The sequence below is a fragment of the uncultured Oscillibacter sp. genome (assembly GCF_910584465.1).
In the GTDB taxonomy this organism is placed as follows: domain Bacteria; phylum Bacillota; class Clostridia; order Oscillospirales; family Oscillospiraceae; genus Oscillibacter.
Window position 1 is genome coordinate 41,271 of record NZ_CAJUBK010000006.1, and the last position, 25,966, is coordinate 67,236.

Consider the following 25,966-nt stretch of genomic DNA (forward strand, 5'->3'; position numbering starts at 1 on the left):
CGATGAACGAGCTGATCGGCAATGCCGTTGTGATCCTGGCCCTGGCCGTCATCGTGTCGCTGGCCGTCCGGTCCCTGTGGCGGAGCCATAAGCGGGGCGGGCACTGTGACGGCGACTGCGCCGCCTGCGGCGGCTGTCACGGGCACAGAGGCGCGGAGGGATGACCCTCCCGTTATAAAAACGCTCTCCAGACACACCTCTTTAGGATAGGGGGACGCCCCGGGGATCAGGCAGCCCCGGGGCGTCCTCGTTATCCGGCACGGCGGCAGTACAGCGATCCCCGGAGGGGCTTCCCGCCGATCTCGTGGCCCGTCAGATCCCCAGTGGGGGCGGACCCGACTTTTTCATAGGAGCGCCGGGCCCGGCAGTCCTCCTCCAGCACCAGGCTCCGCCGTCCTCCCTGGTCCAGGTCCGCCGCCCAGAGTCCGGCGGGGATGCCGTCCAGGTAAGATCGGGGGACGATGCCCCTGTAAGCATATCTCCAGCTCTCCTCGCAGATGCGGCTGACGGCCAGGCGGTCATCCGTCTCCCTGAGCTCCCGGATCTCCATCCGGCACCCCTCCCTCGATCAGCGCCAGCTTTTTCCGGCGGTCCAGGCGCTTGATCGCGGCCTCCCGCCGGAGGGCGGCGGACTTATCCGCCGCCGCCTCCCGGTAGACCAGCTCCACCGGAGGGCGGCTCCGGGTGTACTTGGCCCCCCGGCCGCTCTGGTGCGCGCCCAGCCGCCGGGGCAGGTCGTTGGTGCAGCCGGTGTAAAGGCTCCCGTCCCCGCAGCGGAGGATGTAGACCGTCCAGCCCATGCCGCCGCCTCCCCTCGTCGTTTGGGACAGTATACCACACTTCCCCGGCAAACGCAAAGGCCGCATAGGGACTTCCCCGGCCTTCATAGGCTGGAGGGAGAGGCCGGGCTCCCCCGCCTCCGAATCCGGTCCGCCGCCAGCCGGGAAAGCGGCGGCCGGGGCCCCGCGCCCCGGCGAGGAGGTCTCATGCTGTCTGCCGCACTGTTGATGTTCGCCAATACCCTGCTGTTCTCCCTGCGCCTCTCCGGGGGCGGGTCTTTCCCCAAGCCCCTGACCGCCGCCGAGGAGCGGGAGTGGCTGGAGAAGTACGCCCAAGGGGACCCGGAGGCCCGGCAGGTGCTCATCGAACGGAACCTGCGGCTGGTGGCGCATATCATCAAGAAATACTACACCCAGAACGGGGACCAGGAGGACCTGATCTCCATCGGCACCATCGGGCTCATCAAGGGCATCTCCAGCTTCGACCCCGCGAAGGGCGCCCGCCTTGCCACTTATGCCGCCCGGTGCATCGAAAATGAGATCCTCATGTACTTCCGGGGCCAGAAGAAGCTCCAGGGGGAGGTCTCCCTCTCCGACTCCATCGACACCGACAAGGACGGCAACGCCCTCCAGCTCATGGACATCGTCGGGGTGGACGACACGATGCTGGAGGACCTCCACGACCGGGACAATGCCCTGCGGCTCCACAAGCTGGTCCGGGAGCGCCTCACCTCACGGGAGGCCGAGATCGTCCGCCTCCGCTACGGCCTGGGCGGCACTATGCCCCTGACCCAGCGGGAGATCGCCGTCTCCTTCGGCATCTCCCGGAGCTATGTGTCCCGCATCGAGAAACGGGCGCTGGAGAAGCTCCGGGAGGGGCTCCAGGACGGCCCGGCCGCTAAAGCCAACGCCTCCGCCAAATAGACAGCGGGGCGAAGACGCCGGCCGTCCCCCGGCCGGCGTCCCCACACCCTCACAGCTCCAGTGTATCGATCGCCTCCCGCATCTGCTCCGCCGAGGCCCCCAGCGCTTTCCGCTCGTCCTCGCTCAGGGGCATCTCCAAGATCTCCTGGAGCCCCTCCCGGCTGACGATGGACGGCACGCTCAGTGCCAGGCCCTCCAGCCCGTACTCCCCCTCCAGCACCGCCGACACCGGCAGCACCGCGTGCTCGTCCTTCACGATCGCCTCCGCGATCCGGCCCACCGCCATGGCGATGCCGTAGTACGTGGCCCCTTTCCGCTGGATGATCTGATAGGCGCTGTCCCGGACCTCCTTGTACAGCCGCTCCCGGTCCTCCGCTCCGAGGCACCGGCCTCGCGCACAGCTGAAATCCTCCAGGTCCAGCCCCGACACATTGGCCTCGCTCCAGACCGCCAGCTCGCTGTCCCCGTGCTCCCCGATGATGAACGTGTGGACGTTCCGGCTGTCCACCTTCAGCTCCGCGCCCAGGAGCTGCTTCAGCCGCCCTGTGTCCAGCACCGTGCCGGAGCCGATCACCCGCTCCCGGGGATACCCCGACAGCTTCCATGCCGCATAGGTCAGCACGTCCACCGGGTTCGACACCACCAGCAGCACGCCGCCGAATTCCCGCGCCCCGATCTCCCGCATCACCGAACGCAAGATCGCCGTGTTCTTCCCGATCAGGTCCAGCCGGGTCTCCCCCGGCTTCTGGTTCGCCCCGGCGGTGATGACCACCAAGGCGCTGTCCGCGATATCGTCGTAGCCTCCGGCGGCGATCTCCATCGCCGCGCCGTAAGGCAGGCCGTCCCGCAGGTCCATGGCCTCCCCTTCCGCTTTCTCCCGCTTCGCGTCCAGCAGCACCAGACGGGAGAAAAGCCCCTGCTGCAAAAAGCGGAAGGCGATCGACGCGCCTACCTGTCCGCAGCCGATGATGGCCGCTTTCCTGGGATCTACTGTCATAGTTGCCGTCCTTCCCCTCCCCGTCCCGGCGGGGAGCTCACTGTTTTTGGGATGCGTCTTCCCAGTCCTCAAAGCCGGGCCCAGGCGGCCCCGTCCGCACAGAGGGAGGTCCCCCCCACGCGAAAGGCGTCCTGTCCGCCCCGCCCGGGCCTGTCCCTACATCCGCTTGTCATCCGTGGCCGGGCCCTCGATCAGCCTCCCGTCCTCCCCGAAGCGGGAGCCGTGGCAGGGGCAGTCCCAGCTGTGCTCCTGTGCGTCGTACTTCAGCGCGCAGCCCATGTGCGGGCACCGGGGCGCCGTGGGCGTCAGCAGTCCCAGGGTGGACTCCAGCAGGTTCACCGCCAGCTGGGGCCGGAGGACCGTCCGGGAGGGACAGAACAAGTCCTCATAGGGATCCTCCCTTCCCAAGATCAGGTCCGTCAGCAGCGACGCCGCCGCCATGGAGCCGGTCATCCCCCACTTGTTGGCCCCCGAGACGGCATAGAGGTCCGGCGTGCGCCGGGAGTACCGCCCCACGTAGGGCACGCCGTCCAGGCTCATGCAGTCCTGGGCCGCCCAGCGGGCGGCGGTCCGGGCCTGGGGCCAAAGGGCCTGGACGGTCCCCTCCAGCTCCAGCCAGCCGCCCCCCGGCTTCCCGGTCCGGTGTCCGCCGCCGCCCAAGAGGAGATACCCCCCATAGTCCCGGAGGGAAAGGCCCCGGCCGCTCTCGTCCACGTACATGCCCCCCGCCGCCGGGGCGCCCTCCAGGGCCAGGACGTAGGAACGGCTCTGGTAGAGCTTGAGGAAATAGCCGCCGTGCTTGTTCAGCAGGGGGAAATGGGTGGCGATGACGATCTTGTCCGCCGTGACCGTCCCGCCGTTGGTGACGGCCTTGCCGGGGCCCAGCTCCAGGACCTTGGTGTGCTCGAAGATGCGGAGGCCCTTGGCGATGGCGGCGGCGAACTTCAGGGGGTGGAACTGGGCCTGGTCCGGGAACTTCACCGCGCCCGCCGTGGGGAACGGCAGGGGCGGGTCCGGTACCAGCTCCGCCGGGAAGCCCAGGCGGGACAACGCCTCCAGCTCCCGGTCCAGCTTCCGGCGGTCCGTCAGCGAATAGACGTAGGCGTCCCGCTCCTCGAAATCGCAGTCGATGCCCCGGCACAGGGTCCGGTAGCGCTCCAGCGCCGCCTGGTTCGCCTCCAGGTAGAGCCGGGCCTTCTCCGCGCCGAACTCCCGCAGGAGCCTGGCATAGATCAGGCCGTGCTGGCTGGTGATCTTGGCCGTGGTGTTTTTCGTCGTGCCTCTGCAGATCCGGTCCGCCTCCACCAGGGCGTAGTCCACTCCCGCCTGGGCCAGCCAATAGGCGCAGAGCAGCCCCGCCATCCCGCCGCCCACGATGAGGACGCCGGTCCTCAGGTCCCCGGTCAGGGGCTCGAACTCCGGCAGCTGCGCTGTTTTCGTCCAAATAGAGTCCATCCCATCACCTCCTGCTTAGCTTGTCCGGGATGGGCGGGGATGATACCCTCCGCCGGGAGGGATCTCAAAAGGCCGTCCCTTATCGGGACGGCCTCTTTTCGTCAGATGATGGGGAACTCCGGGATCCCCGCCGCTCCGGCGGCGATGCTGTACCTGGGGAAGCACACCACGACCGTCCCGTCGTCCCGGACATAGAAGCCCGTGGTCTCGTCCACGGTGGTGAAGCCGCCTTCCTCCGGCGCGAAGAAGAAGGTGAAGCCCTCCTCGTCCACGCTCTCGCCGATCTTTTCCCGGATAGCGGCGTTGCACACGTCCACCCAGTCCTCTCCCAGGAGGTCCCGGAGCGTCAGGTCCCGGTCCTCCGAAAGATCCAGGTTGTAGTAGTACTGCTCCTCCATGGAGGTCACCCAGCCCTCGGCCAGGGTCACGACGAAGGACACTCGGGTCTCCGACTGGCTCTTGATCTCGTAGTCCACGAAGACGTCCATCTCCCGGCCGCCCCATTCCTCCTCGGTGCCGCCGGTGGCGAAGAACGCCTCCTGATAGTCCGCCCAATCCTGCCGGGCGCGGGCCAGGTGGGCGTCCACCTTCTCCTGGATGGCGGCGTTGACCCGCTGGGCCAGCCCGCCCTCCGCCTCCACCTGGGGGACGGAGACATCGTAGTGGATACCGCCCTCGCTCTTATCGTAGTCGGCGAAGGTCAGCACCCGGAACAGCCCGCCGAGGACGGGGACCTCGGCGGCGGCTCTCGCCAGCGTCGGGGACAGGTTCAGTCCCGCCAGCGTCAGGACGAAGCAGGCGGCGGCGGTCATCCACCGGCGGGCCGCCCGGCCCCGGCGGGCCCGATAGCGGGCCCGGCCCTCCCGGATCCCCGCCTGGACCCGCTCCGACAGTTCGGCGGGGATGGGGGTGGCGTCATAAGCCTCTTTGGCATGCTTGAAGTCGTTCATCATCGTTCTCCTTCCATGGCGACGCGGAGCTTTTTCAATCCCGCGTACAGGCGGCTCTTCACTGTGCTCAAATTCTGCCCGGTGACCTCGCCGATCTCCCTCAGGGTCAGTTCCTCATAAAACCGCAGCCGGATGACCGTCCCCACCTCCGGGGGCAGGGCGTCCACCCGCCGGGCCAGGGACTCGTCGGGCGGTTCCGGGTCCTCCCGGCCCGGCTCCTCCCCGTCCTCCGGGAAGGGGACCACCCGGCCCCGCCGGCGGAGGGCATCTCTGCAAACGTTGGTCAAAATGCGGCCGAACCAGGTCTTCACGGCCCCCGGGTCCCGGAGGCTGTCCTGCCGCTCCAGGGCGCGGCAGACGGCGGTCTGCACTGCGTCCAGGGCCTCCTCCCGATCATGCAGGATGCTATAGGCCAGACGGTAGGACCTGGCCTGGTCCTCCACCAGGTATTGGATCAAGGTCTCTTCCTTCGTCACATCGATGTCCCTTCCTTTCACGGATCGCGCCGCCCCGGTCCGGCGCCTGGGCACTGGGCAGCGTCTGTAGTATAGACGGAGGAGCGGGGCGGAAAGTTTGAGCGGCGGGGAAAATTTTCAGGGCCCGCCTTTCGGCGGGCGCTCAGCCTGTCGAAAACGTTTTTTCGACAGGCTGAGCAAGTTTTCAGAACGCTGCAACCGTTCTGAAAACTTATGATCCAAGCGGTGCAGGAGGCCCCTCCTGGGTCTCCCGCACATGGCCTTCCTTCCCATCGGATCGGCCCGCCTCTTTTTTCGGCAAGCGGAGGGCCCGCCTTTCGGCGGGCCCTTTGGCTCAGTCCGTGTAGGCCCGGATGGCGTCCCGCAGGAACGCGGCGCAGCCGGGGACCTCCCGGTCATAGTAGGCGGTGAACCGTTCATCCGCCGTGTACAGCTCTCCCAGCCCCCGGTGGGCCTGGGGCGTATACGTCTCCCAGGTATAGGACAGCCAGCGGCGGTGCAGTCCCGCGATCCGCCGGCCCTCCGGCCCCGCCGGGGCCTCCCCCGCCCGGACGGCGGCGGAGAGGGCCGTCAGGATCTCCTCCTCCAGGGCCTCCCATCGCGCGTGCTCCTCCTCCGTCAGGGAGAGGAACTTCTCATTGCTCCGGTCCGCCTCCTGACTGCCGTACCGTTCCCGGACCTCTCTGCCGTACTTCGCCTCGTTGGCCTCTACGGCCCGGCGCTTGAACGCCTCGAACTTCTCTTTATCGGACATACGCGTCCCTCCTTCTGCCTCTTCGATGGTCTTCCGCACCGTCAGGATCAGGGCGTCCAGCCGCTCCCGTCGGGACTCCAACTCCGCCAGGTGGCTCTGCAGCGCCGCCAGGCGGTCGAACCCCGGAGCGTCCATCAGCTCCCGGATGGAGGCGAGGCCCAGGCCCAGCTCCCGGTAGAACCGGATGGTCTGGAGCCGGTCCACTTCTTCGGGCCCGTAGAGGCGGTAGCCCGCCTCCGTGGTCCTCCCGGGTTTTAGGAGGCCCTGCCGGTCGTACCAGCGGAGCGTCCGGGGCGTGACCCCGGCCAGCTCCGCCAGGGCTTTCACGGTGTATTCCATAGACATCCCTCCTGACAAAAGGAAGTATAAGGGCTGACGCTGCGGCAAAGTCAAGTGGAAATTTTCGATCGGCCGGAAAATTTTCCTTGCGTCCGCCAAGATCCCACGATACGATAGGAAGTGAGATCATGAATACGGAGGATCCGCCTATGGACCGCTTTTCCATCATCGTCGGAGACATCACCCGATCCGACGCCCAGGCCATCGTCAACGCCGCCAACACCACCCTCCTGGGCGGCAGCGGCGTGGACGGGGCCATCCATGCCGCCGCCGGACCGGAGCTTTTGGCCCGGTGCCGGACGCTCCACGGCTGCGAGACCGGGCAGGCCAAGCTGACGGAGGGCTTCCGCCTCCCGGCGAAGTACGTGCTCCACACCCCCGGCCCCATCTGGCGGGGCGGAGGCCACGGGGAGGCGGCGCTGCTGGCCTCCTGCTACCGCTCCTGCCTCACGCTGGCGGAGGCGCACGGCATCGAGAGCGTGGACTTCCCCTCGATCTCCACCGGGGTCTACGGCTACCCCCTGGCCCAGGCGGCCTGCGTGGCGCTGAAGGCCATCATGGACTTCCTGGCGGAGCATGAGCTGCCCCGCCGGGTGCGGATGGTCTGCCACACCGAGGGCACCGCCAAGGTATACCGGCAGACCTACAACATGTGGTACGCCGGGGACAAGAGCGAACGGCTGTAGTCCGCGAGACCGGAAAGGAGCGAACGCCCCCTTCCCGGCCTCGTGTCCGGGCCCATGGTCCGCGCGCAGGCCCTGCCGGGCCGCGGCCGGCCTCCGCGCCGGCTGTATGAGGGGGATCCCCGTCCGCTCCCATGCCAGACGAAGGGAACGCCGGGAGGGGCCTCCCCCTCCCGGCGTTGGATCTCCTGCGCCGCCGTCCGGTCCCCGCGCCCGGTCAGAGCCTCGCGTCCTTCGAGAACAGCAGCTTCCGGGGCAGGGCCTGCGGCAGGGGCGGGAGGACCCGCTCCTCCAGATAGATCTCCTTCAGGCGCTTCCCCACCTGCTCCAGGCTCCGGGACTCCGCCACGGCCCGCCCGGCTTCCGTGAGGTCCGGCAAAGATCCGTCCAGCAGTCCCTCAACGATCCGTTGAAATCCGTCGTTATCCGACGTTTTGTATACGTTCTCCCCATCCTCCAGCCAGCCGTCGTAGACCGGGATGTCCCGCAGGACCGTGGGCACGCCGCAGGCCAGGGCCTCCAGCACCACGATGCCCTCCGTCTCCTCGCGGCTGAGGAAGGCGAACACGTCCGCTCCCTGATACGCCTCCCGCAGCTCCTCCCGGCCCACGTAGCCGGGGAAGATCACATTGGCGGGCGCGTCCCGGACCGCCTGGGCGATCTCCCGGGGGATGAGCTTCGGGTCCGTCCAGCCGAACCAGATGAACCGCGCCCCCGAGACCCGCCGGGCCAGCTCCAGGAACTCCACGATCCCCTTCCGGGCGATCATGTGTCCCACGGAGACCACCACCTTCTCCCCCTCCGCCAGTCCGTACCGGGCCCGGAGGGCGGCGCGGGCGGCGGGGTCGGGCCGGAAGAACCCGGTGTCCACGCCGTTGGAGATGCTGTACACCGGTTTTTTCAATCCATAGCTCTCGATGAGCTTCCGGGAGTACTCCGTGGGCGTCAGCACCACGTCCCCCAGGCCGTAGCAGAAGGTGATCCACCGCCGGAACAGCGGGGCCAGGGCGTCCGAGCCCTTGAAGGAGGAGCGGAAGTCCTCCATGGTGGAGTGGCCGTACCAGACCACCTTCCGCCGCCGGAGCTTGGCCCCCAGGGCGGCGAGCACGGAGTCCGGCAGGACCGTATTCACATGGACGGCGGCCGCGTCCTTCGTCCAGTGGTCCGTGGTGGACACGCCGGAGCGCCGCAGGCACTCCCTCTGGTGGCGGATGGCCTGTCCCACGCCGCTTTTGCCCACGATCTTCTCTCCGCCGCCGTAAATGTAGATGGACATGCTCCCTCCTTGCCGCAGTGGTCCCAGCCCGCTGTGACGCCGCGCTTTTCCGGCCTGCGGCCCGCCTGTTTTTTCGATCCGGCCCCCGGGGAAGGACCGGGCTCCTCTCCCGGCGCCGCGGCATGGACGCCGTGGCGGTCCCGGTCCGGATCCCATGGCCCCTCATTTTGGGCGCACGAATCGAAGCGGACGGTCTGTCCGCCTTTTTTGAAGCGATCTTCCCCGGTCTGAGGCGCACTTGACCAAGCGGACTGCCGTCCGCTTTTTTTGACGCCTTTTTCAAAAGTAGGGTCCCACGAAGACCGTCGATCTATGACGGTAAATTTTTTAATGGACGATCGTCTGCCAGACCGCCGTCAGGCCCAGGCTGTACAGGGCGATGGCAAAGGGCTTGCCCAGGAGGATGATGGTGGTGTACTGCCGCCAGCTCATGTCCGTGGTCCCCGCCAGATAGCAGAGGAAATCGTCCGGCGCCACCGGCAGGAAGATCGCCAGGGCGAAGAGCCGGGCAAAGCGGTGCCGCTCCGCGGTCCAGTGGTCGTACTTCTGGATGGTCTTCTCCGAGAAGAGCAGGTGCAGGAGGGGCCTCCCGCAGCTCCGGGACACGGCGAAGGCCAGCAGGGAGCCGACGCAGATGCCGGTGTAATTGTAGGCGAAGCCCCACAGCGGGCCGAACAAGATCACGCCCACCAGGCACCCCAGGCCGCCCGGCAGGACCGGGACCACCACCTGCACCGCCTGGAAGACGGTGAAGAGCAGGGCCCCGGCGGGGCCCCATTTGCCGACCAGCTCCTGGAGCTTCTCCTGCGAGGTCAGGACCCCTGTCTGCCAGCCCCAGACCGCCACCGCGACGCACACCACGAAGCCCGCGGCGGACACGATCTGCAGGGCCTTTTTCTCGATGGGGACGATGGTCTGGTTCATGCCGGTATCCTCCGCGATGCGTTCCGTTCGATCTGTCCTAAGTAGATGGCCTCCACCCGCTCCGCGAAGCGCTGGGCAGAGTATTCCTCCCCGGTCTCCCGGGCGGAGCGGGCCATGGCCTCCCGGTGATGGGGCTGGGCCAGGAAGGTGTCCAGCTTCTGCCGGAAGTCCGCCTCACTGCGGTACTGCCAGCCGTTCTCGCCGTCCCGGACCACGCCCAGCAGGCAGGGATCCGCCCGGCACAGCACCGGCACCCCCGCCGCCAGGGCCTCGGCATAGGTCAGGCCCTGGGTCTCGCTGGTGGAGGCGCTGACGAACAGATCGCCCAGCTGATACCAGTCCGCCACCTGCTCCGCCGGGACCATGCCCGCGAAGACCACGTCCGGGGCCGCCAGGCCCAGGCCCGCCGCGACGCCCTCCAGGCGCCCGCGGTCCGGCCCGTCGCCCACCAGCAGGAGGGTCACGCCGCCGGGGCCCATGTCCGCCCGGAAGCGGAGGAGCTCATCCACCCGCTTCTCCTCGGCCAGGCGCCCAACGAAGACCAGGACGGTCCGGTCCTGGGGGATGTCCAGGCTGGCCCGGAGCACCGCGCTCCGCAGGGGATCCGGCTCGCTCCGGAAGTGCCTGAGGTCGATGCCGGAGGGCACCACGAAGACGGGCTTCTGCACGCCGTAGCCCTGGAGGAGCATCCGCACCTTGGCCGTGGGGGCGATCAGGCAGTCCGTGTGGGAGGCCGCCCAGCGGGTGAAGACGGCGGCGGCCTTCCTGCCGAAGTGGACGCTGGGGGAGAAGTAATGGGTGTAGTCCTCATAGACCGTGTGGTACGTGTGGACCAGGGGGATCTCCAGCTCCTCGGCGATGCGCCGGGCCAGGAAGAAGGTGGAGAACTCGCACTGGGAATGGACCACGTCGGGGCCCCATCCCACCAGCTCCCGGATGAGCCCGCCCGCCAGGGCGGTCCGCAGCCGGGCGCCGGGGTAGATCAGGCCCGCCGCCACGGAGCCCACGCAGGTCACGCCGTCCTTCTCATAGGAATGGCGGTCCTGGGACAGGGTCAGCACCCGGACCTCGTGGCCCCGGGCCTCCAGCTCCCGCCGGAGGTTCTTCACGGAGGTGACCACGCCGTTCACCGCGGGGATATACCAATCAGATGTGATCAAGATCTTCATACTCGGCCTCGTTTCTCTCGTCTGCATATATTACGGGATGGGAGCGGGAGATTCTTCAGGGATCTGAAAAATTTCCCTCCTGTGTCATTGTACTATCGTATTAGCAATAATAATACAGTTGATACAGTTTGTCAAGCCCCCGGCCGCAGTTTTTCGGGCCGGGCGTCCCTTTGCCTGTCAGGATACTCCTTCGCCGGGGAAAGGGCGTTACAAAAGGGATACAGTTTTGTTGCCGTTCGTTATTTTTCCGGGGGCCATCCTGTGATAAGGATCGTACCACAAGGATATGTCCAGACCATGTCCAAAACCTTACAGGTCCGTAAGGATCCAAGGATCTGCATCCACGCCGGAGGCCGGGCGGCGGGGCCTCCCCCCGGCAGGGGATCCCCCGCGGCCATGCCGGCGCAGGAAAGACCGGCGCAGGAAGCGGGGAACGGCCGGCCGGACGGCGGCCAGCGGCCGGGGATACGGGCAGGGAAACAGGCCCCGCCGGGGCGCGCGGCTTCCGGCGGGGCCTGAAAAGAGGGGGGCTCAGTCCCGCTCCGTCCCCCCGACGATCCGGCTGTAGGCCCGGGCCGTCATCAGGAAGACCAGGGCGTAGATCAGGCAGAAGACCGCCAGGGTCCCCAAGGTGCAGAGGACGAAGAGCTTGACGTCATAGATGTTGAACAGCTCCAGCATCTTCGAGAGCATGGGGAAGGCCATGAACACATGGACCGCCGCCGCTCCCAGGGGCAGGAAGAACACCAGCAGGATCTGGCTGTGGATGGAGGCGTTGACCTCCCTGCCGCTCATGCCCACCTGGCGGAGGATGAGGTAGCGCCGCTGGTCCTCGTAGCCCTCGGAGATCTGCTTATAATAGATGATGAGCACCGTGGCCAGCAGGAACAAGATCCCCAGGAAGACCCCCAGGAAGAGGAAGCCGCCGTACATGGCGTAATACTCCTGGGCCTGTTCCTGCTTGCTGGTGAAGCCCACGCCGTCGTCCCGCCGGCTCAGGTCCAGGACCAGCTGCTCCGTCTGGGCCAGCTTTTCGCCGTAGTCCTTCCCGGCCAGGTCCATCTGCACCCGGAACTGCCGGGCGCTGCGGGAGGTATCCAGGTCCATGATCGTTTCCGCCGTCTCCTTGTCGGCCACCACCAGGAACAGCTCCGAGTCCTCCTTGCCCAGCAGGGTGTTGACGGCGTGGCGGATGGTCTCCGCGATCTCCTCCCGGACGTGGAAGGACAGCGCAGCTCTGTTGTCATCTGCCGCCAGGGCGCCTGCGGGCACATCGGAGAAAAAGGCGGAGATGGTGAAGTCGGCCGGGAACTCCCCCAGGCCCCGGGCATAGGCCAGGACCTCGTCCGGGGCCAGGATGACATCGTTCCCGGTGAGGCGGCCGTAGTCCTCCGCCGTCACCACCTGTACCTCCGTGCGCAGACAGTCCTGGTCCAGGTTCAGGGAGATCTCGCTGCCCCGGACGCCGCAGTAGCACCAATAGCGGGTGTAGTACCGGGACTGGGTGTAGCCCCCGGACGCCTCGGCGGCGGCGTGGACCTCCGCCATGTGCTCCATGGGGTCTCCCGGCTGGCGCTCCAGGTCCTGGATGAACTCGATGTCGTAGGGGAACATCTCGTTCAGGGAATCCTCCAGGCCGATGTTCATGGCGATGGTGGTGGAGATCGTCACCAGCACCATGGTGGACAGGATGCAGATGCTGGCAAGGCCCACGGCGTTCTGCTTCATGCGGTACAGCAGGCCGGAGACGGCGGTGAAGTGCCGGGTCCGGTAGTAGAACTTGGGATCGGCGCGCAGGCGCTTCAGCACGGCGATGGACCCGGCGGTGAACAGGCAGTAGGTGCCGATGATGACCAGGATCACCGCGCAGAAAAACAGCATCATGGCATCGACGGGGTTTTTCGTGGTGATGGCGAGGACGTACCCGCCCCCCAGGGTCAGCACCCCCAGCACCACCAGCAGCCACTTGGTCCGGGGCTCCCGCTCCCCGGCGGAGGCGCTGTGGAGCAGCTCCACCGGCTTGGCCCGGCCGATTTGCCAGAGGTTGCGGGCCAGGGTCAGCAGGAACAGCACGCCGAACAGCTCCGCTGTCTCCGCGATGCCCCGCCAGGAGATCTCCATGCCGAACTGGGCGGGGATGCGGGCGGTCTTCAGCAGCAGGAGCAGGATGGCCTTGGACAGCAGCACGCCCAGGAGCACGCCGCCCGCCAGGGTCACGGCGGCACAGAGCAGCGTCTCCCAGGCGCACATCCGGGCGACGTGCCGCTTCTCCAGGCCCAGGATGTTGTACAGCCCCAGCTCCCGCCGCCGGCGCTTCATGACGAAGCTGTTGGCGTAGAGCAGCATCACCGCCGATAAAAGCGCCGCCACGAGGCAGCCCACCCCGGCGAAGGATCTGAGGTACATGGCCCCCCGGACGTCCTCCAGGCCCCTGTTATAGGAGAGGTAGAGCAGGATGTAATACATCGCCGCCGTGACGATGCACGAGAGGAGATAGGGGCCGTAGAACCGTCCGTTCCGGGCCAGGTTGACCAGGGCCAGGCGGGGGAAGAAACCAGATCTACGCACGGGGCTCACCGCCTTGCGTCAGCACCGTCAGGGTGTCGGAGATCTTGGCGAACTGGGCCTCGGCGGTCTGAGCGCCCCGGTAGAGCTGGTGATAGACCTGGCCGTCCCGGAGGAAGAGGACCCGCCCGGCGTGGCTGGCGGCCTTGACGGAGTGGGTGACCATGACGATGGTCTGGCCGCTCTCGTTGATCTCGCCGAAGAGTTCCAGCAGGTTGTCGGAGGCCCGGGAGTCCAAAGCGCCGGTGGGCTCGTCGGCCAGGACCAGCTGGGGGTCCGTGATGAGGGCGCGGGCCACGGCGGCCCTTTGCTTCTGCCCGCCGGAGACCTCGTAGGGGTACTTGGTCAGGAGCTGTTCGATGCCCAGCTGCCGGGCGATGGGCGCCAGCTTCCGGTGCATCTCGCGGTAGTCCCTCCCCGCCAGGACCAGGGGCAGGAAGATGTTGTCCTGGAGGGAGAAGGTGTCCAGGAGGTTGAAGTCCTGGAACACGAAGCCCAGGTGGGAGCGGCGGAACGCCGCCAGATCCCGCTCCCGGATGTCAGAGAGGGCCTTGCCGTCCAGGAAGACCTCCCCGGCGGTGGGGCGGTCCAGAGCGGCCAGGATGTTCAGCAAGGTGGTCTTGCCGGAGCCGGACTCGCCCATGATGGCGACGTACTCGCCGGGCTCCACGGAGAAATTCACGTCGGCCAGGGCGGTGACCTGGGCCCCGCCGAAGCGGGTGGTGTAGATCTTTTGCAGATGCTGTACTTCCAATAGTGACATGATCGGTGTCCTCCTCTTGTGTCATGCGCTTATTGTAGCAGGCCCGGGCGCGGGATTCCATGGCTTTGTCTTACAGTTCGGGGGCGGTGTCTTACACTTTTGTAAGACAGCCGAAAGGATCCCAAAGGGATCTTACCGGGGACGGGCAAACTTTTCCTTGACATTTCCCCAAATTCCGATATAATGAAAAGGCTTGCAGCCGCAGGCATATCCTTGCTCTCACCGCAGGGTGAGGGCCATTTGTCCAAAAGGAGGTGCAAACATGGCAAAGGTTTCTGCCAATTATGAGGTCGTGTATATCATCGACCCTGCACAGGGGGAGGAAAACATCGCCGCCCTGGTGGCGAAGTTCAAGACCCTGGCCGAGCAGAATGGTTCCGCCGTCGAGGTGGAGGAGTGGGGCGCCCGCCGTCTCGCCTATCCCATCGACTATAAGAACGATGGCTATTACGTGCTGATGAGCTTCACCAGCGAGCCGTCCTTCCCCAAGGAGCTGGACCGCGTTTTCGGTATCACCGACGGCATCATGCGTTCCCTGATCGTCTGCAAGGGCGAGTAAGGAGGTCCCCGGGATGCTGAACAAGATCATCATCATGGGCCGTTTGACCCGTGACCCCGAGCTGCGCCGCACCCAGAGCGGCACCGCCGTCACATCCTTCTCCATCGCCTGCGACCGGGACTTCAAGTCCCAGGGCGGCGAGAAGGAGACGGACTTCATCGACGTGGTGGCCTGGCGGAACACGGCGGAATTCGTCAGCAAGTACTTCGCCAAGGGCCGCATGGCCGTGGTGGAGGGCCGGCTGCAGATCCGCGACTGGACCGACCGGGAGGGCGGCAAGCGCCGCAGCGCCGAAGTCGTGGCGGACAACGTCTACTTCGGGGACTCCAAGCGGGACAGCGGCGGAGAGTATGGCGGCTCTTCTTACGGGGCGCCTCCCGCCTATGGCGCTCCCTCCGGCGGAGCTCCCGCTGCCGGGAGGCCGTCCGCCTCCGGTTTTGGAGGAGGGTCTGATTTCGCCGAGATCGGCGAGGAAGACGGCGAGCTGCCGTTTTGAGTTCGACTCGAGGCGTCCGGAGCCCTCCGGACGCCGGACACGCGCCGCCCGGTCCGGGAGGACCGGCCTGACGCCATTCTGAAAAGGAGGAACCATCCATGGCTTTCGATCGTGAATCCAGGCCCGCCCGTCCGACGCGGGGCAAGCGCCGCAAGGTCTGCCAGTTCTGCGCCGAGAAGTGCGAGCAAATCGATTATAAGGATGCGGCCAAGCTGCGCCGCTTCATCTCTGAGCGGGCCAAGATCCTGCCCCGCAGGACCACCGGCACCTGCGCCATGCATCAGCGCCAGCTGACTGAGGCCATCAAGCGGGCCCGTCAGATCGCCCTGCTGCCCTACGTCACCGACTGACGCAGGCCCGCGAGGAGGAAGGTCCGGCCTGTCCCCGAAGGGGGCGGGCCGGAGGTCCCTTCCCAGGGGCCGGCGCGCAGGCGGAGATAAAAATTTCAGGCCGCGGCGGAAAAAGACTTGATTTTTCCCCGGGATCCGTTTATAATGACAGCGTTGTGACGATCGAGCAGCGTCTATGCAGGGTTAGTACATCGGTAGTACATCGGCTTCCCAAGCCGTGGAGGCGGGTTCGACTCCCGTACCCTGCTCCAGCTCAGAGGTCCCCGCCACCGTTCCGTTTCCGGCTTTGCCGAAAACTGCACTCTGGCGGGGATCTCTTCGCCTTCCGCCCCGCTTCGCTCCGCCGGACGCGGGGCCGGGGGATGCAGGGCGGTATGCCGCAGGGACCGTCCGCCGGCCGGAGGAACGGGCGGCGGCGGCGCAAACGCTATCGAACGGAGGATCTGACATGAACGAACTGCGCAGGATATCCTTGGCCTCCCTGGCCCTGTCGCTGGTCCTGCTGTGCGGCTGCGCCGGGGACCGCGGCGCAGCGCCGGCCGAGCCCGCTCTCGAGGTAGACGCGGCCGGAGAGCCCTCCGCCCCGGAGGGGGAGCCCGCGGAGGCGGAGCCTTCGGGAGAGGAGGAGCCCGCTCCCATCTTCATCACCTTCGAGGGCACCGACCTGGAGGGGAACACCGTCTCGCAGGACGTCTTCTCCCAGTCCAAGCTCACCATGGTCAACGTATGGGCCACCTTCTGCGGCCCCTGCCTCAACGAGATGCCGGGGCTCGGCGAGCTGGCGGCGGACTTTGACCGGTCGGAGTTCCAGATCATCGGCATCGTCAGCGATGTGCGGGAGGGCGAGGACCAGTCGCTCGTGGAGAGCCTGGTCCAGGAGACCGGGGCGGCGTATCCGCATCTGCTTGCCAACGACTCCATCGACCGGGCGATCTTGTCCAGCGTGAGTGGCGTCCCCACCACCTTCTTTTTTGACGGGGAGGGGATGTACCTGGGCGGCGTCGTCGGTTCCGCAGAAAGATCGGCTTGGGAGGAGATCGTACATGGGCTCCTGGAAGGATCGTAAGCCATACGCCTGGATGCTGGGCGTCGCGGCCGGGGCGGTCTTCCTCGGCATCGGGGCGGCGCAGGGCCAATTTTCCGTGGTCTGGAAAAAGGCCGTGACGATCTGCCTGGAGTGCATCGGGATCGGGTGAGCTATGATGAAAAAACTTCGGCTGGCCGTACAGCTGCTCTTCACCGCCGTGACGAACGGGTATATGTACGGTTTCCTGAACGGGAAGATCTACCGGGGCGGCCTGAAATACGCCTGTGTGCCGGGGCTGAACTGCTATTCCTGCCCCGGGGCCATCGCCGCATGTCCCATCGGGGCCCTGCAGGCCCTGCTGAACCAAAGGGGCTTCCAGATCCCCTTCGCCGCCCTGGGCGTCCTCTTCCTTTTCGGGAGCCTGCTCGGCCGCTTCGTCTGCGGCTGGCTGTGCCCCTTCGGCCTGGCGCAGGACCTGCTGCACAAGATCCCCGTCTTCAAAAAGGTGAAGCGCCTGCCCTGCCACCGTATCCTGAAATACGGGAAATACGCGGTGCTGATCCTCTTGGTGGGCGCCGGCTCCATGTTCCTGTTCGGGGGATACGTGAAAGTCCCGGCATTCTGCAAATACCTGTGCCCCTCCGGCACCTTGCTCGGCGCGCTCCCCCTGCTCGGCGCGAACGAAGCCCTGCGGGGCCAGGCCGGGGGCCTGTTCCTCTGGAAGCTGGGGATCTTGCTTGGCATCGTGCTGCTCTCTTTGAAAGCCTACCGGCCCTTTTGCCAGTACCTGTGTCCCCTGGGAGCGGTCTACGGCTGGTTCAACCGGATCAGCCTCGTGCAGATCCATTGGGAGGAGGACTCGTGCATCTCCTGTATGGCCTGTGAGCGGGCATGTCCGCTGGCCCTCTCCCGGCAGGAGATCTCCCGCTCCGCGGAGTGCATCCGCTGCGGGGCCTGTGTGGACGCCTGTCCCCAGGGGTGCTTGCATGTCCGCGGCAAAAAGGCGGGGCCCGCAAAAGGCTGACCGGACGGCCCGCCGGCCGTCCCCGCGAACATCCGGAGGGCCGCTCCCTTAATAAGGGAGCGGCCCTCCGCCCGCCTATCCGGGAGGGTCGTCCAGATCCAAGACATACCGCTCGTAGGCATTGATGATCGTGGTCCCGTCCCGGTGCAGCACCCGCGGGATGTTGAACCCATAGTTGACATGTACATGCCCATGGACGAGGTACTGCGGATGGTACTTGTCCACCAGCTCCCGAAGGCTCGCGAAGCCTTGGTGCGCGAAGTCCTCGGCGTCGCCGTACCCCTCCATGGGCGAATGGGTGACCACGATGTCCACGCCCCCCGCCCGCCAAAGGCGCAGGCGCAGCCGGCGGATCCGCCAGGCCATCTGGGCCTCCGTATACTGGTGCGGCCCGCCGCTGTACAGGATGCTCCCCCCCAGCCCCAGGATGCGGAGCCCCCGCACGTTCACCAGCCGGTCCTCGATGCACTCGCAGCCCTCCGGCGGATGCAGGTCATAGGTCTTGTCGTGGTTGCCATGGACGTAAAACAGGGGCTTCCCCGTCATGGTCACCAAAAAGCTCAGATACTTGGAGCTCAGGTCGCCGCAGGACAAGATGACATCGATGTCCTTCAGGCGGCCCGGCTGGTAGTAGTCCCAAAGATACTCGCACTCTTTGTCGGACAGCAGCAGGAGCTTCACAAGATCGGATCCTCCTTCTCCGGCGGGATGGCGTCCCGATACACCCCCTGGAGCCGGACCAGGGGGCGGGCCATGGGCAGCAGCTCCTCATAGCGGGGGATGCTGCCCCGGACGCAGTCCAGGAGGCTGTCCATGTGCAGGATGTCCTCCGGCGTGGCGTCCGGGAAGGGCCGGATGCTCCCGTCGACGATGCCCCGGCGGAGGATATCCGCCAACCGCCGGATGCCGGCGGGGAGGTCCTCCCCCAGCAAAATGTCGGTGGCCCGGCTGTCCATGCCCCACCAGTAGTTCACCGCCTGGCCCTCCGGCGCGGCCAGGGCCTCCCAGCCGCCGTTGAAGATGCCCCGGATCAGGTTCGTATAGACGCTGCCCCAGTGCCAGTACGGCGCGGCCAGGGAGTGGAACCGCCCGCCCTCCACCCGGCACAGGCCCCAGGGCTCCCGGATGCGGTCCGGGGTGGGGATGTCCCGGTTGGAGATCAGGCTCACGCCCTCCCGCGCCAGGGCTCCCATGGCGTCCTCCTCCACGCAGGACCAGCGGACGTGGATCTCCACGTCCGGCTCGGTGAGCTGGGCCCCCAGGGCGAAGGCGTTGATGCTGGCGGGGACGCCGAAGATGGGGCTGCTGGCGACATAGCCGATGCGGCCGTCCCGGCTCAGGGCCCCGGCGATGGCCCCGGCGATATACTTGGCCTCGTAGATGCGGCCGTAATAGGTGCGGACCCCGGCGTAAGGCATGGAGACGGAGCAGTTCAGGATGCGGACCTCCGGATGCTTCGCCGCCGTCTTCCGGCACGCGCCGATCAGCGGCGGCGTGACGGCCAGGATCAGCTGCGCGCCGCCCTCGATGGCGGCCTCCATGGCCGCTTCCGCCTCCCGGCCCGGGTGGACGCCGTAAAAGGTCTGGGTGGTCACCCGGTCCTCCATGACGGTCTCCAGGTACTCCCGGCCCAGGTCGTGGGCCCGGGCCCAGTCGCTCTGCTCCGGCAGCTGGTCGCTGATGAAGGCCACGTTCAAATGGCTGGGCTGTTTCGGCTTGAAGATGCGGCCCAGGAGGCTGCTCTCCTTGGCCTCCGGCGCGTCCGTGCAGACGGAGATGGGCTCGGACAGGGCCTTCACATCCGCCCACACGGCCTTGACGCTCTTCGCCAGCTCGGCGGAGGACATGGAGAACAGGCCGTCGAACCCATAGACCTTCAGCCACACCAGCATGGCGTCCGCCGTGGTGATGGGCAGGTCCCCGCCCCCCAGCTTCCGGAAGGGCTCCTGGAAGTAGGTATACCCGGCGACGAAGCGCCGCCGCTCGTCCTCGGTCCAGACATGGTCCGGCTCATAGCCCAGGGCCTTCTGGAGCTTATTGAAGCTGCCCACCCGGCTGAAGCGGGCCCGGTACAGCCCCGTCTTGGGGAAGGACTGCATGAAGTCGTAATAGGCCAGCACCGCCGGGGCCTCCGACCAGGCGGGGATCACGCGGATGACATAGGCGGGGATGGTGGCCGCGTCGTAGCTCCGCAGGACGCTGACCCGCTTGTTGCCCTCCTGGACGTAGAAGCGGCCCAGGTATTCATAGCACCGGATGGGATCCCGGATGCCCTCGTCCCCCAGATGGGCCTCGCAGAGGGACATCCACTTCCCGGCGAACTCCGTATCCGCGTCCAGCAGCGGCAGGAAGTCCGCCGAGAACGCCGACTGACGGCCCGCCGTCTTGGTGCCGGCGATCTGGTCGATGGGGATCTCCATGACGCCCAGCTCCGTCTGCCCCGCCACCATGTAATCGCTGACGATCTCGTCCAGGACCTGGGGATAGGGGTAGTGCCCCTGGACCAGGGCCTCTTTATAGGCTTTCCGGCCCCGCTTCAACGCGCCCGCATACTGCGCCGCCGCTTCCTGATGGTTCTGGCTCATATGGATATCCTCCTCCTGCGATGTCGCCGGCACGGCCCGAACGGACATTGGTCCCTTCCCCCCCGGCGGTCCGTTGGCCCGCCGGTGCGCGAAGCGCCGCAGCGGGCCCGGCGGGGGCCCGGCACGAAGGACCGCTCCTGCGCTCACGGCGCTTTGAGACCGCGCCGCGCGGCAAGGGGCGCTCCGGATCCTCCCCCGCTGTGCGGACGGCGCCGCCGGCGGCCCTCCGATCTTCGTCAGGGTATCATTGTACCCTGACATCCCCCGGATTACAATGGCATTTCCGCCAAAAGAACATGGACCGCGCCGGAGCGGACGGGCCGTTTCGCAAAAAGCGCCGGACGCGTCACGCGTCCGGCGCTCTGTACGGCAGATCCTGCCGCCTTTTTCACGCGTCCTGTTCCTTGCTCAGATCCAGGCTGCGGATGATCTTCCGCAGGGGCAGGACCGAGGCGGGAGAGACGCTCAGCTCATCCACGCCGTAACGGAGGAAGGTCTCCGTCAGCGTCTGGTCCGCGCCCAGCTCGCCGCAGATGCCCACCCAGCAGCCATGGCGGTGGCCCGCCTCGATGGTGTGGCGGATCATGCGCAGGACCGCGGGATGGTGCGCGTCATAGAAGTTGTCCAGCTTGGGGTTCTGCCGGTCGATGGCCAGGGTGTACTGGGTCAGGTCGTTGGTGCCCAGGGAGAAGAACTCCACCTCCTCGGCCAGCTCGTCGGCCATCATGACGGCGGCGGGGGTCTCCACCATGATGCCGATCTCGACGTCCCCGAAGGCCACGCCCCGCTCCTGGAGCTCGGCCTTGCACTCCTCCAGGATCTCCTTGGCGTCCCGGACCTCCCGGACGGAGATGATCATGGGGAACATGATGGACACGGTCCCGAAGGCGCTGGCCCGGAGGATGGCCCGGAGCTGGGTCTTGAAGATCTCCTTCCGGGTCAGGCAGATGCGGATGGCCCGGTAGCCCAGGGCGGGGTTCTCCTCCTTGTCCAGCTCGAAGTAGTCCGCCTGCTTGTCCGCGCCGATATCCAGGGTCCGGATGATGACCTTCTTCCCGGCCATGGTCTCCACGACGCGCTTATACAGCATGAACTGCTGGTCCTCGCTGGGGTAGTCCTGGGAGTCCAGGTAGATGAACTCGCTGCGGAACAGGCCGATGCCCTGGGCGTCGTTCTGGAGGACCAGCCCCACGTCCCCGGCGTTCCCGATGTTGGCATAGACCTTGATCTCCCTGCCGTCCAGAGTGACGTTGGGCTTCTTCTTCAGGCTCTGGAGCAGGGCCTGCTGCTTGAGGTCGCCGCTCCGCTTCTCCTCCATGGTGGCCAGGAGCTCCTGAGCGGGCTCGATGTAGACGCAGTGGTTATAACCGTCGATGATCGCCAGCTTGCCGTCCCAGTCGTCCTGGAAGTCCACGCCCACCAGGGCGGGGATGTTCATGGTGCGGGCCAGGATGGCGGTGTGGCTGTTGGAGGAGCCGTGCCGGGTGATGAAGCCCAGGAGCCGGCTCTTGTCCAGCTGCACGGTCTCACTGGGGGTCAGGTCGTCCGCCACGAGGATGGCGGGCTGGTCGGCCATCATGTCCTCGTCGTCCGCGCCCAGCAGGACGTTGACCACCCGGCGGGAGATGTCCTTCACGTCGGCGGCGCGGGCCCGCATGTACTCATCCTCCATGGCGGCGAAGGCAGCGGAGAAGTTCTCGCCGGTGGTGGAGACGGCATACTCGGCGGTAGCGCCCTGGGTGTCCAGGATGCCCTTGACGGCGTCCAGGTAGTCGTCGTCGTCCAGCATCATCTGGTGGATCTCGAAGATGGCGGCGTTGTCCACGCCCACCTCGTCCAGGGCCTTGTCATAGAGGACGCCCAGCTGCTCCTGGGCCTTGATCCGGGCGGCGTCGAAGCGGGAGTACTCCTCCTCCGGGGTCAGGCTGGAGGTGACGGAGGTCACCGTCTCCTTCTTTTTGTAGATGCGCAGGGGACCGATGGCGATGCCGTTCAGGATGGATCTACCGGTTGCGACTTGCATAGCTGTACCCTCCCAGCGGCCTTACATGTTATCCTTGCAGAACTGCTCCACAGCGGCGGCACTGGCCTCCTCGTCGCCGCCCTCGATGGTGAAGGTGATGGTCTCGCCGGTCTTGACGCCCAGGCCCATGACGGCCATCAGCTTGGTGGCGGCGGCGGATCTGCCGTCGGCCTTGGTGATGGTGACCGTGCTGTCCAGCGCCTTGACGGCCTTGGCCAGCATGCCCGCGGGACGAGCGTGGATGCCAACAGGATCGGTGATGGTATAGTTGAACTGTTTCATATGGGACTACTTCCTTTCTGATCGTGGTGGTATCGCCGGAGCATCCGGCACCATGTTTATAGGATATCACTTTTTCGGCACTATTGCAAATATTATTTAATCGATTACCTAAATTTTTATAAAAAAAGCCCATCCCCTTTCGGGGAAGGCCCAGGCGGAGGGTGCCGGGGACCCCTCCCGGGCCTCCGGCACATGGCCTCCTCTCCCGTCAGCTCGGTCTCCCCGCTCTTTCGGCAGACCGAGGGCCCGCCCCCTTCCGGGAGCGGGCCCTCTCAGCCTGTCGAAAGCGTCTTTTCGACAGGCTGAACAAGTTTTCAGGGCTTTCCTGAACGTTCTGAGACCTTATCCGTCGAAAACGAGAGGGGCCCTTCCCGGGTCCCTCTCGTGACGCTCTTCCTCCCCGTCGAAGAAGTCCTTCCTTGCTTTCTTGACGCTCCGCGAGGGCCTCACGCTCCCTCAGTCCCGCAGCAGCCAGGCGAAGCCGTTCGGCCACAGCTCCACGTCCCGGAGGCCGTCGTATCTCGTGCCGTACATCAGCTCGGTATAGGCGCCGTCCCGCTCCACGCGGGCGCGGACGAACCGGGAGCTGAAATTGAACAGGCAGACCAGCTCCCGCTCCCCCATCCGGCGGCACAGGGCCAGCACGTGGACGCTCCCGCTCTCCTCCACCCAAACGTCGGCCTTGGCGTCGAAGCAGGGCTCGGCCGCCCGGATGGACTCCAGCCGCCGCAGGCCCTGGAACAGCTTCCCCTGGCGGGTCCCGGGGTCGGCGCGGCGCTCCGCCAGATCCCATTGGAAGGCCCCCCGGTGGATGTAGCGGCTGTCCTCCCGCTTGTCGGGGTCGTCCTGGTAGGTCCAGTCGTTCAGCTGGCCCACCTCGTCGCCGCTGTAGACGACGGGGATGCCGCTTTGAGAGAGCATCCAGGCGTGGAGGGTCAGGTCGCAGGCGACAGACCGCTCCAGCTTGAAGGCGTCGCCCTCGGCCTCCGCCGCCTCCATGCCGCAGAGGGACGCGGTGGTGCCGCAGAGGCGGGCGTCGCCCAGGCGGGGATCGTCGTTGTACAGCTCTCCCCGGCTGTCGCTGCCGTAGCCCCTGCCGGTGAAATAGTCGTTGAGGTATCTCTTGTGCGCCACCTCGTCCGTGCCGGAGTTCTGCCTCAGCCAGGGGTAATCCAGGCCCCAGCCGATGTCGTCGTGGCAGCGGAGGTAATTCAGGAACAAAAACTCCTTGGGCAGGCCGCAGACGATCTCCATCTGCCGCCGGAGCAGGGACACGTCCCCCGTGGCCAGGGTGTGCCACGTGGTGGCCATGGTCGTGACATTATAGAGCATATGACACTCCGGCTTCTCCGGCGTGCCGAAGTACGGGGCGACCTTGGCGGGCTCCATCACCACCTCCCCCAGCAGCAGCACGCCGGGGCAGACCACCTCCACCGCCATGCGCAGCATCCGGACCAGCGTATGTACCTGGGGCAGGTTCCGGCAGGGGGTCCCCAGCTGCTTCCAGATATAGGGGACCGCGTCCAGCCGGATCACGTCCAGACCGCGGTCGGCCAGGTACAGGAGGTTCTCCGTCATGTCGTTGAACACCGCGGGGTTCGCGTAGTTCAGATCCCACTGGTAGGGATAGAAGTTCGTCATGACGACCTGGCCGTCCTCCAGCTGGGTGAAGCTCCCCGGCGCGGTGGTGGGGAACACCTGGGGGACCGTCTTCTCGAACTCCCGGGGGATGGTCCAGTCGTCGTAGAAGAAATAGCGGTCCCGGTAGCCCGGCTCATTGGCCCGGGCCTTCTTCGCCCACGCGTGGTCCTCGCTGGTGTGGTTCATCACGAAGTCCAGGCACAGGCAGATCCCCCGCCGGCGGCAGGAATCCGCCAGCTCCTCCAGGTCCTCCATGGTCCCCAGGCCCGGCTGGACCTTCCGGAAGTCAGAGACCGCGTAGCCGCCGTCGCTCCGGCCCTTCGGGCTCTCCAGCAGGGGCATCAGGTGCAGGTAATCCACCCCGCACTCCTGGAGGTAGTCCAGCTTGCCCTCCACGCCCTTCAGGTCCCCGGCGAAGGCGTCGGCATAGAGCATCATGCCCAAGAGGTCCCGGCGGCGGTACCAGTCCGGGTCGGCCTCCCGGAGAGCATCCTGGTCCCGGAGGGGCTTTTTCCGGGCCCTCCAGGCGGCGCGGAGCATCTCGACGAAGCGGCGGAACGCCTCCTCGCCGTCGTGGTAAAGCTCACAGTAGAGCCACTTCAGCTCGTCATAATGGCGGGCGAGGCGCCGGTCGAAAACGGAAGTCCTCATGGCAGCCGGGGCGCTCCTTCCTTGTCAAACAATTCCTCCAGGGCAGGCATGGCGGGGATGGCCCCGCTCCGGGAGCAGGTGAAGGCCGCCGCCCGGTTGGCGAAGGCCAGGATGTCCTTCAGCTCCGCCCGGGCCAGGCCCTCCAGGGGCTTTTCTCCCCGGGCGCACAGGCGGCTGAGGACGGCCCCCAGGAAGGTGTCCCCCGCGCCGTTGGTGTCCGCCACCTTGACGGGGAAGCCGGGCTGGTGCCAGCCCTCCCCCCGCCAGCGGCAGAAGGCGCCCCGGCTCCCCAGGGTGATCATGATGAGGCGGATCCCCCGCGCCTCCAGGGCGCGGCTGCCCTCCTCCAGGTCCGTGGTGCCGGTGAGCAGGGGCAGCTCCTCCTCGGACAGCTTGATGATGTCCACCAGCGGCAGGGGGATGGTCATCCACTCCGCCGCCTCGGCCGGGTCGGCCCAGAGAGCGGGGCGGTAATTGGGGTCGTAGCTCACCAGCCCGCCATTGCGGTGGGCCGTGCGGGCGGCGAAGATCGTGGCGTTCCGGGAGAGGCCCGCCGTCAGGCTGACGGAGCCGAAGTGCAGGATCTTGCTCTTCAGCACCTCGTCCTCATCCACCCCCTCCGGCGGCAGCTCCCGGTCCGCGCCCCGGATGAAGCGGAAGCTCCGCTCCCCGGCCTCGTCCACCGAGACGATGGCCATGGAGGTGTGCCGCTCCCCCGTGCGCAGGCCCTTGACGTCCACGTGGTCGGCCTCCAGCACCTGGCGGAGGTACGCGCCGAAGCCGTCGCTGCCCACCTTGCCCAGGAAGGCGGTCCGCGCCCCCAGGCGGGAGGCCGCCACCGCCACGTTGGCGGGGGCCCCTCCCGGGTTCGCGGAGAATTGAGGCACGCCGGCCTCATTGACCCCGGTCTGGGTCAGGTCGATCAAGATCTCACCGATCGCTGTCACGTCCATGGAAACGGCCTCCTGTCAAAATCGATCCCATGTATCCCGCCGGGGCCCAAACGCCCGGCCCCCACGGGCCGGCGGCGGGGCTTCCTGGTTTTTCTTGCCAGATACATGCTCACGTAATCGTTTTTCCCGGATTATATCAAACTATTATCCCCTTGTCTAGTCTTTTTTTCATGTGCGAAGCCTGAAATTTTTCCGCCCGCCGCCGCGAAAAAAGCGAGGCCCTTTCGGGCCTCGCTTGTAGGGTCGCTCATCCGTTCCTGCCGAGATACGCCTCCCGGACCTTCTCGTTGGCCAGCAGCTCCGCGCCGGTGCCGGACATGG

At 66.6% G+C, this 25,966-nt stretch carries 28 protein-coding genes and 1 tRNA gene; 10 read left to right on the forward strand and 19 right to left on the reverse strand.

Annotated elements, in window-relative coordinates:
• Positions 1-2 precede the first annotated feature (2 nt).
• Positions 3-164, forward strand: coding sequence for a FeoB-associated Cys-rich membrane protein (locus tag QZ332_RS03185; protein ID WP_295762241.1), 162 nt, complete (start codon positions 3-5; stop codon positions 162-164).
• Between the two features lie 86 nt (positions 165-250).
• Here the strand turns inward: QZ332_RS03185 and QZ332_RS03190 are convergent, their stop codons facing one another.
• Complete coding sequence (locus tag QZ332_RS03190) at positions 251-550, reverse strand: hypothetical protein (RefSeq protein WP_295762242.1); 300 nt, start codon at positions 548-550, stop codon at positions 251-253.
• Positions 519-800, reverse strand: coding sequence for a GIY-YIG nuclease family protein (locus QZ332_RS03195; RefSeq protein WP_295762244.1), 282 nt, complete (start codon positions 798-800; stop codon positions 519-521). Before QZ332_RS03195 ends, QZ332_RS03190 begins: the two co-directional genes overlap by 32 nt.
• Before the next feature lie 186 nt (positions 801-986).
• On the opposite strand from QZ332_RS03195, the gene sigK reads away from it, so the two are divergent.
• A complete protein-coding gene (gene sigK, locus QZ332_RS03200; protein WP_295762246.1) occupies positions 987-1,703 on the forward strand; it encodes an RNA polymerase sporulation sigma factor SigK in 717 nt (238 codons plus the stop codon).
• Positions 1,704-1,752: 49 nt separating this feature from the next.
• On the opposite strand, the gene QZ332_RS03205 is transcribed toward sigK, so the two are convergent.
• The 5 genes from QZ332_RS03205 to QZ332_RS03225 all read right to left on the reverse strand — a co-directional run bounded on the left by QZ332_RS03205 (position 1,753) and on the right by QZ332_RS03225 (position 6,674).
• The gene (locus QZ332_RS03205; protein ID WP_295762248.1) at positions 1,753-2,700 is read right to left on the reverse strand and encodes an L-lactate dehydrogenase; all 948 of its coding nucleotides are present in this window, start codon (positions 2,698-2,700) and stop codon (positions 1,753-1,755) included.
• A gap of 156 nt (positions 2,701-2,856) precedes the next feature.
• Entirely contained in the window at positions 2,857-4,155 is a 1,299-nt protein-coding gene (locus QZ332_RS03210) for an FAD-dependent oxidoreductase (RefSeq protein WP_295762250.1), read from the reverse strand.
• Between the two features lie 101 nt (positions 4,156-4,256).
• Positions 4,257-5,105 (reverse strand): RsiV family protein, encoded by an 849-nt coding sequence (locus tag QZ332_RS03215; RefSeq protein ID WP_295762252.1) that lies wholly within the window; start codon positions 5,103-5,105, stop codon positions 4,257-4,259.
• Positions 5,105-5,581: an RNA polymerase sigma factor gene (locus tag QZ332_RS03220; protein WP_295762254.1), complete on the reverse strand. Its 477-nt coding sequence runs from the start codon at positions 5,579-5,581 to the stop codon at positions 5,105-5,107. Before QZ332_RS03220 ends, QZ332_RS03215 begins: the two co-directional genes overlap by 1 nt.
• Positions 5,582-5,915: 334 nt before the next feature.
• Entirely contained in the window at positions 5,916-6,674 is a 759-nt protein-coding gene (locus QZ332_RS03225) for a MerR family transcriptional regulator (RefSeq protein ID WP_295762256.1), read from the reverse strand.
• A gap of 149 nt (positions 6,675-6,823) precedes the next feature.
• Here QZ332_RS03225 and QZ332_RS03230 point away from each other — a divergent pair, with 149 nt between their 5' ends.
• A complete protein-coding gene (locus tag QZ332_RS03230) occupies positions 6,824-7,360 on the forward strand; it encodes an O-acetyl-ADP-ribose deacetylase (RefSeq protein ID WP_295762292.1) in 537 nt (178 codons plus the stop codon).
• A 214-nt stretch (positions 7,361-7,574) separates the two neighbouring features.
• Here the strand turns inward: QZ332_RS03230 and QZ332_RS03235 are convergent, their stop codons facing one another.
• From QZ332_RS03235 to QZ332_RS03255, 5 genes are all read right to left on the reverse strand, one after another.
• On the reverse strand, positions 7,575-8,633 hold the full coding sequence (locus tag QZ332_RS03235; protein ID WP_295762258.1) for a glycosyltransferase family 4 protein: 1,059 nt from the start codon (positions 8,631-8,633) through the stop codon (positions 7,575-7,577).
• A 327-nt stretch (positions 8,634-8,960) separates the two neighbouring features.
• A complete protein-coding gene (locus QZ332_RS03240) occupies positions 8,961-9,557 on the reverse strand; it encodes a TVP38/TMEM64 family protein (RefSeq protein WP_295762260.1) in 597 nt (198 codons plus the stop codon).
• Complete coding sequence (locus QZ332_RS03245) at positions 9,554-10,726, reverse strand: glycosyltransferase family 4 protein (RefSeq protein ID WP_295762262.1); 1,173 nt, start codon at positions 10,724-10,726, stop codon at positions 9,554-9,556. The genes QZ332_RS03240 and QZ332_RS03245 overlap by 4 nt, the downstream gene beginning before the upstream one ends.
• 531 nt (positions 10,727-11,257) lie before the next feature.
• Entirely contained in the window at positions 11,258-13,294 is a 2,037-nt protein-coding gene (locus tag QZ332_RS03250; protein ID WP_295762264.1) for an FtsX-like permease family protein, read from the reverse strand.
• Positions 13,287-14,054: an ABC transporter ATP-binding protein gene (locus tag QZ332_RS03255; protein ID WP_295762266.1), complete on the reverse strand. Its 768-nt coding sequence runs from the start codon at positions 14,052-14,054 to the stop codon at positions 13,287-13,289. Before QZ332_RS03255 ends, QZ332_RS03250 begins: the two co-directional genes overlap by 8 nt.
• A gap of 262 nt (positions 14,055-14,316) precedes the next feature.
• Between QZ332_RS03255 and rpsF the strand changes: the two genes are divergently transcribed.
• The 7 genes from rpsF (at position 14,317) to QZ332_RS03290 (ending at position 17,510) form a co-directional block, all read left to right on the forward strand.
• The gene (rpsF, locus tag QZ332_RS03260; protein WP_295762268.1) at positions 14,317-14,613 is read left to right on the forward strand and encodes a 30S ribosomal protein S6; all 297 of its coding nucleotides are present in this window, start codon (positions 14,317-14,319) and stop codon (positions 14,611-14,613) included.
• Positions 14,614-14,626: 13 nt separating this feature from the next.
• Entirely contained in the window at positions 14,627-15,109 is a 483-nt protein-coding gene (gene ssb, locus QZ332_RS03265) for a single-stranded DNA-binding protein (protein ID WP_295762270.1), read from the forward strand.
• Between the two features lie 98 nt (positions 15,110-15,207).
• Complete coding sequence (rpsR, locus tag QZ332_RS03270; protein ID WP_295762272.1) at positions 15,208-15,459, forward strand: 30S ribosomal protein S18; 252 nt, start codon at positions 15,208-15,210, stop codon at positions 15,457-15,459.
• 177 nt (positions 15,460-15,636) lie between these two features.
• A tRNA-Gly gene (locus QZ332_RS03275) sits at positions 15,637-15,710 on the forward strand.
• 197 nt (positions 15,711-15,907) lie between these two features.
• Positions 15,908-16,525, forward strand: coding sequence for a TlpA disulfide reductase family protein (locus QZ332_RS03280; RefSeq protein ID WP_295762274.1), 618 nt, complete (start codon positions 15,908-15,910; stop codon positions 16,523-16,525).
• Positions 16,503-16,655 (forward strand): CD1871A family CXXC motif-containing protein, encoded by a 153-nt coding sequence (locus QZ332_RS03285; RefSeq protein WP_295762276.1) that lies wholly within the window; start codon positions 16,503-16,505, stop codon positions 16,653-16,655. The genes QZ332_RS03280 and QZ332_RS03285 overlap by 23 nt, the downstream gene beginning before the upstream one ends.
• A 3-nt stretch (positions 16,656-16,658) precedes the next feature.
• Positions 16,659-17,510, forward strand: coding sequence for a 4Fe-4S binding protein (locus QZ332_RS03290; RefSeq protein ID WP_295762278.1), 852 nt, complete (start codon positions 16,659-16,661; stop codon positions 17,508-17,510).
• Positions 17,511-17,585: 75 nt separating this feature from the next.
• Here QZ332_RS03290 and QZ332_RS03295 read toward each other — a convergent pair whose 3' ends face one another.
• The 7 genes from QZ332_RS03295 to QZ332_RS13790 form a co-directional block, all read right to left on the reverse strand.
• On the reverse strand, positions 17,586-18,191 hold the full coding sequence (locus QZ332_RS03295) for a metallophosphoesterase (RefSeq protein WP_295762280.1): 606 nt from the start codon (positions 18,189-18,191) through the stop codon (positions 17,586-17,588).
• Positions 18,188-20,095, reverse strand: a complete 1,908-nt coding sequence (locus tag QZ332_RS03300; protein ID WP_295762281.1) for a BMP family ABC transporter substrate-binding protein — start codon at positions 20,093-20,095, stop codon at positions 18,188-18,190. The genes QZ332_RS03295 and QZ332_RS03300 overlap by 4 nt, the downstream gene beginning before the upstream one ends.
• A 388-nt stretch (positions 20,096-20,483) precedes the next feature.
• Positions 20,484-22,118, reverse strand: coding sequence for a phosphoenolpyruvate--protein phosphotransferase (gene ptsP, locus QZ332_RS03305; RefSeq protein WP_295762282.1), 1,635 nt, complete (start codon positions 22,116-22,118; stop codon positions 20,484-20,486).
• A 21-nt stretch (positions 22,119-22,139) separates the two neighbouring features.
• On the reverse strand, positions 22,140-22,400 hold the full coding sequence (locus QZ332_RS03310) for an HPr family phosphocarrier protein (RefSeq protein ID WP_295762284.1): 261 nt from the start codon (positions 22,398-22,400) through the stop codon (positions 22,140-22,142).
• A gap of 456 nt (positions 22,401-22,856) precedes the next feature.
• The gene (locus tag QZ332_RS03315; RefSeq protein WP_295762286.1) at positions 22,857-24,692 is read right to left on the reverse strand and encodes an alpha-amylase family protein; all 1,836 of its coding nucleotides are present in this window, start codon (positions 24,690-24,692) and stop codon (positions 22,857-22,859) included.
• Entirely contained in the window at positions 24,689-25,645 is a 957-nt protein-coding gene (locus tag QZ332_RS03320; protein ID WP_295762288.1) for a carbohydrate kinase family protein, read from the reverse strand. Before QZ332_RS03320 ends, QZ332_RS03315 begins: the two co-directional genes overlap by 4 nt.
• A 247-nt stretch (positions 25,646-25,892) precedes the next feature.
• Positions 25,893-25,964, reverse strand: coding sequence for a hypothetical protein (locus QZ332_RS13790; RefSeq protein ID WP_326167059.1), 72 nt, complete (start codon positions 25,962-25,964; stop codon positions 25,893-25,895).
• Positions 25,965-25,966: the final 2 nt, after the last annotated feature.

Bases quoted from the DNA above. Each gene is read 5' to 3' on its own strand.
- QZ332_RS03310 (WP_295762284.1), bottom strand. From the start codon at position 22,400: ATGAAACAGTTCAACTATACCATCACCGATCCTGTTGGCATCCACGCT.
- ssb (WP_295762270.1), top strand. From the start codon at position 14,627: ATGCTGAACAAGATCATCATCATGGGCCGTTTGACCCGTGACCCCGAG.
- QZ332_RS03290 (WP_295762278.1), top strand. From the start codon at position 16,659: ATGATGAAAAAACTTCGGCTGGCCGTACAGCTGCTCTTCACCGCCGTG.
- QZ332_RS03205 (WP_295762248.1), bottom strand. From the start codon at position 2,700: ATGACAGTAGATCCCAGGAAAGCGGCCATCATCGGCTGCGGACAGGTA.
- QZ332_RS03315 (WP_295762286.1), bottom strand. From the start codon at position 24,692: ATGAGGACTTCCGTTTTCGACCGGCGCCTCGCCCGCCATTATGACGAG.
- QZ332_RS03225 (WP_295762256.1), bottom strand. From the start codon at position 6,674: ATGGAATACACCGTGAAAGCCCTGGCGGAGCTGGCCGGGGTCACGCCC.
- QZ332_RS03245 (WP_295762262.1), bottom strand. From the start codon at position 10,726: ATGAAGATCTTGATCACATCTGATTGGTATATCCCCGCGGTGAACGGC.
- QZ332_RS03240 (WP_295762260.1), bottom strand. From the start codon at position 9,557: ATGAACCAGACCATCGTCCCCATCGAGAAAAAGGCCCTGCAGATCGTG.
- QZ332_RS03300 (WP_295762281.1), bottom strand. From the start codon at position 20,095: ATGAGCCAGAACCATCAGGAAGCGGCGGCGCAGTATGCGGGCGCGTTG.
- QZ332_RS03190 (WP_295762242.1), bottom strand. From the start codon at position 550: ATGGAGATCCGGGAGCTCAGGGAGACGGATGACCGCCTGGCCGTCAGC.
- QZ332_RS03320 (WP_295762288.1), bottom strand. From the start codon at position 25,645: ATGGACGTGACAGCGATCGGTGAGATCTTGATCGACCTGACCCAGACC.
- QZ332_RS03195 (WP_295762244.1), bottom strand. From the start codon at position 800: ATGGGCTGGACGGTCTACATCCTCCGCTGCGGGGACGGGAGCCTTTAC.
- QZ332_RS03230 (WP_295762292.1), top strand. From the start codon at position 6,824: ATGGACCGCTTTTCCATCATCGTCGGAGACATCACCCGATCCGACGCC.
- QZ332_RS03185 (WP_295762241.1), top strand. From the start codon at position 3: ATGAACGAGCTGATCGGCAATGCCGTTGTGATCCTGGCCCTGGCCGTC.
- rpsR (WP_295762272.1), top strand. From the start codon at position 15,208: ATGGCTTTCGATCGTGAATCCAGGCCCGCCCGTCCGACGCGGGGCAAG.
- QZ332_RS03215 (WP_295762252.1), bottom strand. From the start codon at position 5,105: ATGAACGACTTCAAGCATGCCAAAGAGGCTTATGACGCCACCCCCATC.
- QZ332_RS03285 (WP_295762276.1), top strand. From the start codon at position 16,503: ATGGGCTCCTGGAAGGATCGTAAGCCATACGCCTGGATGCTGGGCGTC.
- QZ332_RS03235 (WP_295762258.1), bottom strand. From the start codon at position 8,633: ATGTCCATCTACATTTACGGCGGCGGAGAGAAGATCGTGGGCAAAAGC.
- sigK (WP_295762246.1), top strand. From the start codon at position 987: ATGCTGTCTGCCGCACTGTTGATGTTCGCCAATACCCTGCTGTTCTCC.
- rpsF (WP_295762268.1), top strand. From the start codon at position 14,317: ATGGCAAAGGTTTCTGCCAATTATGAGGTCGTGTATATCATCGACCCT.
- ptsP (WP_295762282.1), bottom strand. From the start codon at position 22,118: ATGCAAGTCGCAACCGGTAGATCCATCCTGAACGGCATCGCCATCGGT.
- QZ332_RS03210 (WP_295762250.1), bottom strand. From the start codon at position 4,155: ATGGACTCTATTTGGACGAAAACAGCGCAGCTGCCGGAGTTCGAGCCC.
- QZ332_RS03255 (WP_295762266.1), bottom strand. From the start codon at position 14,054: ATGTCACTATTGGAAGTACAGCATCTGCAAAAGATCTACACCACCCGC.
- QZ332_RS03280 (WP_295762274.1), top strand. From the start codon at position 15,908: ATGAACGAACTGCGCAGGATATCCTTGGCCTCCCTGGCCCTGTCGCTG.